Here is a 4,467-nt window from a genome sequence, read left to right on the forward strand (position 1 = left end):
CCACGGGCGACGAAGGCCTTGTTCTTGATCTTCATGTCTTCGGCCGGCATCAGGTCGTAGCGGAAGCTGGAAGAAACGTGCAGCACGTCTTCCGGACCGCAACCGAGGTTGTCGAGCATGTATTCGAAGGCTTGCAGACGCGGCTTGTAGGCCTGGGCCTGTTGGGCGGTGAAAACCTTGTGGAAAGGCACGCCCAGCTTGTCGACGTTGGACATGATCTGTTCGTTCATGGCGTTGGAGAAGATCACCAGCGGGATCTTGTCGGCGATCTTCGCCAGGCCGGCCGTCACGTCGGGATGCGGGCCCCAGGTCGGCACGGCGTTGTAGTAAAGCTGGCCTTCGCCGCGATATTCGATGCCCCAGCGCTTGCACAGGCGCGACATGGCGGTATCGAGAATTTCATCATATGGCCGCCAGTCACCCATCACCTGATCCAGGCGATAAGCGGTGAAATCCTTGACGAACTGGTCCATCTGCTCAGGGGCAACGCGATCGGCGAACAGCTCGCGGGTCAGCGGCCCCATCTGGAAGTTGGTCAGCGTGCCGTAGCAGTCGAAGGTGATGTACTTGGGGCGCATGAAGCTCATATGGGCAGTCCTGAAAGTTCGTTGATAAAAGCGACGATACGTCGCAGCACCACGAGTTCATTACAGCACCGTGAAACCAGCATATGACGTTAAAAGCGCGAGCCAGCCAACATAAACCACCGTTTTGCCCGCCACCCCCAGCAGACTTTGCGGAGCGCTCTACAGCAGGGCAATTGCAGGCCCAATGCACCCTCGCGGAACGTTCAGAGCCCCTTTTAATGCCTCTCTCAGGCGTTGCGTCCGCAGAAAATGCGCCAGGCATGAACGCAAAACGGGCGCCCCGAAGGAACGCCCGTTGGCATGTTGATGCGCTTGCTCACCGCCCTCGACGGCATTCTGTGCGGTCATCGCGACACCGCCATGGACCGCTCGCCTCAATAGCCGCGAGAGCGGTCGATAACGTCCGCGAGTGGCTCTCCCCGTTGATGTCGACGAACGTTCTCCAGCAGGATCGGCGCAGCCGATTCGGGCTGCGTCATGCTCGCCACATGGGGCGTCAGGAATAATCGCGGATGGCCCCAGAAAGGATGCTCCGCAGGCAGGGGCTCAGGCTCGGTCACGTCGAGAATCGCGCGCGATAGCCGTCCCGAATCCAACGCCTCGAGCAGGTCCGCTTCGACCAGGTGCGGACCGCGTCCGACATTGATCAGCGCCGCACCGGCAGGCAGCAGCGAAAACAGTTCGCGGTTCAGGATGCCCCTGGTGGCCGGGGTGAGCGGCAACAGGCAGATCAGCACGTCGCACCCCGCGAGAAAGGGTTGCAACTGATCCGGGCCGGCAAAACTCTCCACGCCATCCATCTCACGCAGCGAGCGGTTCCAGCCACGCAGGTTGAAGCCGTAGCTCGCCAGCCGCTCCAGCACGGCACACCCCAACGCGCCCATGCCCATCACGCCGATCGTGCGGGCCGATGCAGGCGGTACCTCCAACGGATCCCAAATGCGCGCCGCCTTCGCCGCCACGTAGTCGAAGAAGTCGCGGTGCAGCGCCAGAACGGCCAGGCTGACATATTCCACCATGCCGTTGATGATCCCTGGCTCGACCATCCTGACAATGGGAACGTGCTTGGGCAGCGCGGAAAAATCGACATGATCGACACCGGCTCCCGAGGAGAAGAACACCTTCAGCCGAGGCAGCTTGGCGATGAACTCCGCCGGCGCCTGCCAGGCGATCAGGTATTCGACCTCGTCGAGGTCGCCGGCATCGGGCCAGACCCGAAAGTCGAGGTCGGGTGCGTGCTCGGCGAAGTAGCGCGCCCAAGCGGCAGCGCGAGGGGCATCAGATCGATAAAGAATGCTCATACCAAGGTCCTACCAGCCTCCTACCCAGCCATCGAAGAGCCCTTCAGGAAGGGTTTCCTCGTTCGCGCCACGGAGAAAATCGAAGTCGCAGCCCAGATGAGCCTGCTCGATGTGTTGGTTGTATAGATTGCGGTAGCCACGCACGTGCTGGGACAGCGCCGGTTGCCATGCCTGGCGCCGACGTTCGAGTTCGTCCGGTTCGACGCAGAGCTCCAGTCGCCGCGCGGCAACGTCGAGCTCGATGATGTCACCGTCACGCACCAGAGCCAGCGGACCGCCGATCGCAGCCTCGGGAGAAACATGCAGCACGGCCGCACCATAGGCAGTGCCGCTCATGCGCGCATCCGAGATGCGCAGCATGTCGCGCACGCCGCGCTCCATCAGATGGCGCGGCAGGGGCAGCATGCCCCACTCCGGCATCGCCGCGCCCACGGGCCCGGCATTGCGCAGAATGAGCACGCTATTCTCGTCGATGCCGAGTTCAGGGTTATCGATCTGGTCGGCGATCGTCTGCACGTCTTCGAACACCACCGCCGGGCCGCGATGACGGAACAGCTTGGGATCCGCCGCACAGGTCTTCATCACCGCCCCGTCCGGCGCCAGGTTGCCTTTGACCACGACCATCGTCTCGCCAGGCTTGACCGGATTATCCAGCGGGCGGATCACATCGCTATCGACGACATCCGCCGTCTCGAGAATCTCGCCGACCGTGCGGCCGTCGACGGTGCGCGCATCGAGATGCAGCAAAGGCTCTAGGGTCTTGAGCAGGGCCGGTACGCCACCCGCGGCCATCAGTCGCTCGGTCAGGTGTTCGCCGGCGGGCTGGACATTGGCGATCAGCGGCACACGCCTAGCGATCTCGTCGAAGCGCTCCAGGGTCAGCGGTACGCCGACGCGGCCGGCGAGCGCCAACAGGTGAATGATGACGTTGGTCGATCCACCCACCGCGCACAGTAGGGTAATGGCATTGTCGAAGGCTCGCGCATCGAGCACCTCACTCGGGCGGGGGCTGCCATCGGCGGCCATGCTGACGCTACGACGCCCCACCTCGCGGGCGATCTGATGACGACGTCGGTCGACCGCCGGCACCAGGCTGCTGCCGGGCAGCGACACACCCAGGGCCTCGCAGATGACCGCCATCGAAGAAGCGGTACCCATTTCTGCGCAGTGGCCGGCTGTCCCCATCACGCTTCGCTCGAACGCAGCGAAATCGCCTTCGGAGAGTTCTCCGGCACGCAGTTGATCGACCAGACGCCAGACGCCGGTGGCGTTCGCCAGATTGCCGCCAGTCGCCGAGCGAGGGGTGGCCGGGCCGCTGGCAAGGAATATGAACGGAACGCCCGCGCTGGCGGCCCCCATCAGTAGGGCCGGCTGCGTCTTGTCACATCCGCCGAGCAGCACTACCGCATCGAAGGGATAGCCGCGAATGGTCTCCTCGGCCTCCATAGCCAGCAGGTTGCGAAACGGGAAGGAGGTCGGCTTGATGATGTTCTCGCTGATCGACATCAACGGCACCTCGAACGGGATGCCGCCCGCCTCGAGAATCCCGACTTTCACCTCTTCGGCAAGCGTGCGCAGATTGAGATTGCACGGGTTGATATCGGACCAGGTGTTGAGAATGCCGACAACCGGGCGCTCCATCAGGTCTTCGCGGCTCCAGCCGGCGGTCGACAAGGTCGAACGATGCACGAAGCCAGGCAGGTCATCCTTGCGAAACCAGCGCGCGCTGCGTAGCGGCCGACCATCTTTTGTTTCGTTATCGCTCATGAGATCACCTTGTGGACCTATGTTCGGAAAATTCGTTAAGGCAGAGTTGCCACCTGCCGGGGATACCGCCCAGCGTCGCACCGCCTCTTGCCGAGGCGGTGCGGCGCTTGCTGGTCAGAGGCCGACCAGACCGGCCAGCCCGCCGATATCGGCGATTTGGCGGTAGCTGTAGCAAGCGTTACCCGGCTGCTCATGACCACGGGCGACGAAGGCCTTGTTCTTGATCTTCATGTCTTCGGCCGGCATCAGGTCGTAGCGGAAGCTGGAAGAAACGTGCAGCACGTCTTCCGGACCGCAACCGAGGTTGTCGAGCATGTATTCGAAGGCTTGCAGACGCGGCTTGTAGGCCTGGGCCTGTTGGGCGGTGAAAACCTTGTGGAAAGGCACGCCCAGCTTGTCGACGTTGGACATGATCTGTTCGTTCATGGCGTTGGAGAAGATCACCAGCGGGATCTTGTCGGCGATCTTCGCCAGGCCGGCCGTCACGTCGGGATGCGGGCCCCAGGTCGGCACGGCGTTGTAGTAAAGCTGGCCTTCGCCGCGATATTCGATGCCCCAGCGCTTGCACAGGCGCGACATGGCGGTATCGAGAATTTCATCATATGGCCGCCAGTCACCCATCACCTGATCCAGGCGATAAGCGGTGAAATCCTTGACGAACTGGTCCATCTGCTCAGGGGCAACGCGATCGGCGAACAGCTCGCGGGTCAGCGGCCCCATCTGGAAGTTGGTCAGCGTGCCGTAGCAGTCGAAGGTGATGTACTTGGGGCGCATGAAGCTCATATGGGCAGTCCTGAAAGTTCGTTGATAAA

General features: G+C 62.5%; 4 protein-coding genes. All 4 read right to left on the bottom strand.

The window, feature by feature from the left end:
* Positions 1 to 587: haloacid dehalogenase type II (locus tag E8F12_RS08235; protein ID WP_280324762.1), on the bottom strand; the 587-nt coding region annotated here is incomplete at its 3' end.
* A 374-nt stretch (positions 588 to 961) separates the two neighbouring features.
* Positions 962 to 1,888: a glyoxylate/hydroxypyruvate reductase A gene (locus E8F12_RS08240; protein WP_280324763.1), complete on the bottom strand. Its 927-nt coding sequence runs from the start codon at positions 1,886 to 1,888 to the stop codon at positions 962 to 964.
* A gap of 9 nt (positions 1,889 to 1,897) precedes the next feature.
* A complete protein-coding gene (locus E8F12_RS08245; protein WP_280324764.1) occupies positions 1,898 to 3,655 on the bottom strand; it encodes a dihydroxy-acid dehydratase in 1,758 nt (585 codons plus the stop codon).
* A gap of 114 nt (positions 3,656 to 3,769) precedes the next feature.
* Positions 3,770 to 4,438, bottom strand: coding sequence for a haloacid dehalogenase type II (locus E8F12_RS08250; protein ID WP_280324765.1), 669 nt, complete (start codon positions 4,436 to 4,438; stop codon positions 3,770 to 3,772).
* Positions 4,439 to 4,467: the final 29 nt, after the last annotated feature.

The sequence above is a fragment of the Pseudomonas sp. BN102 genome (assembly GCF_029871245.1).
Classification (GTDB): Bacteria; Pseudomonadota; Gammaproteobacteria; order Pseudomonadales; family Pseudomonadaceae; genus Metapseudomonas.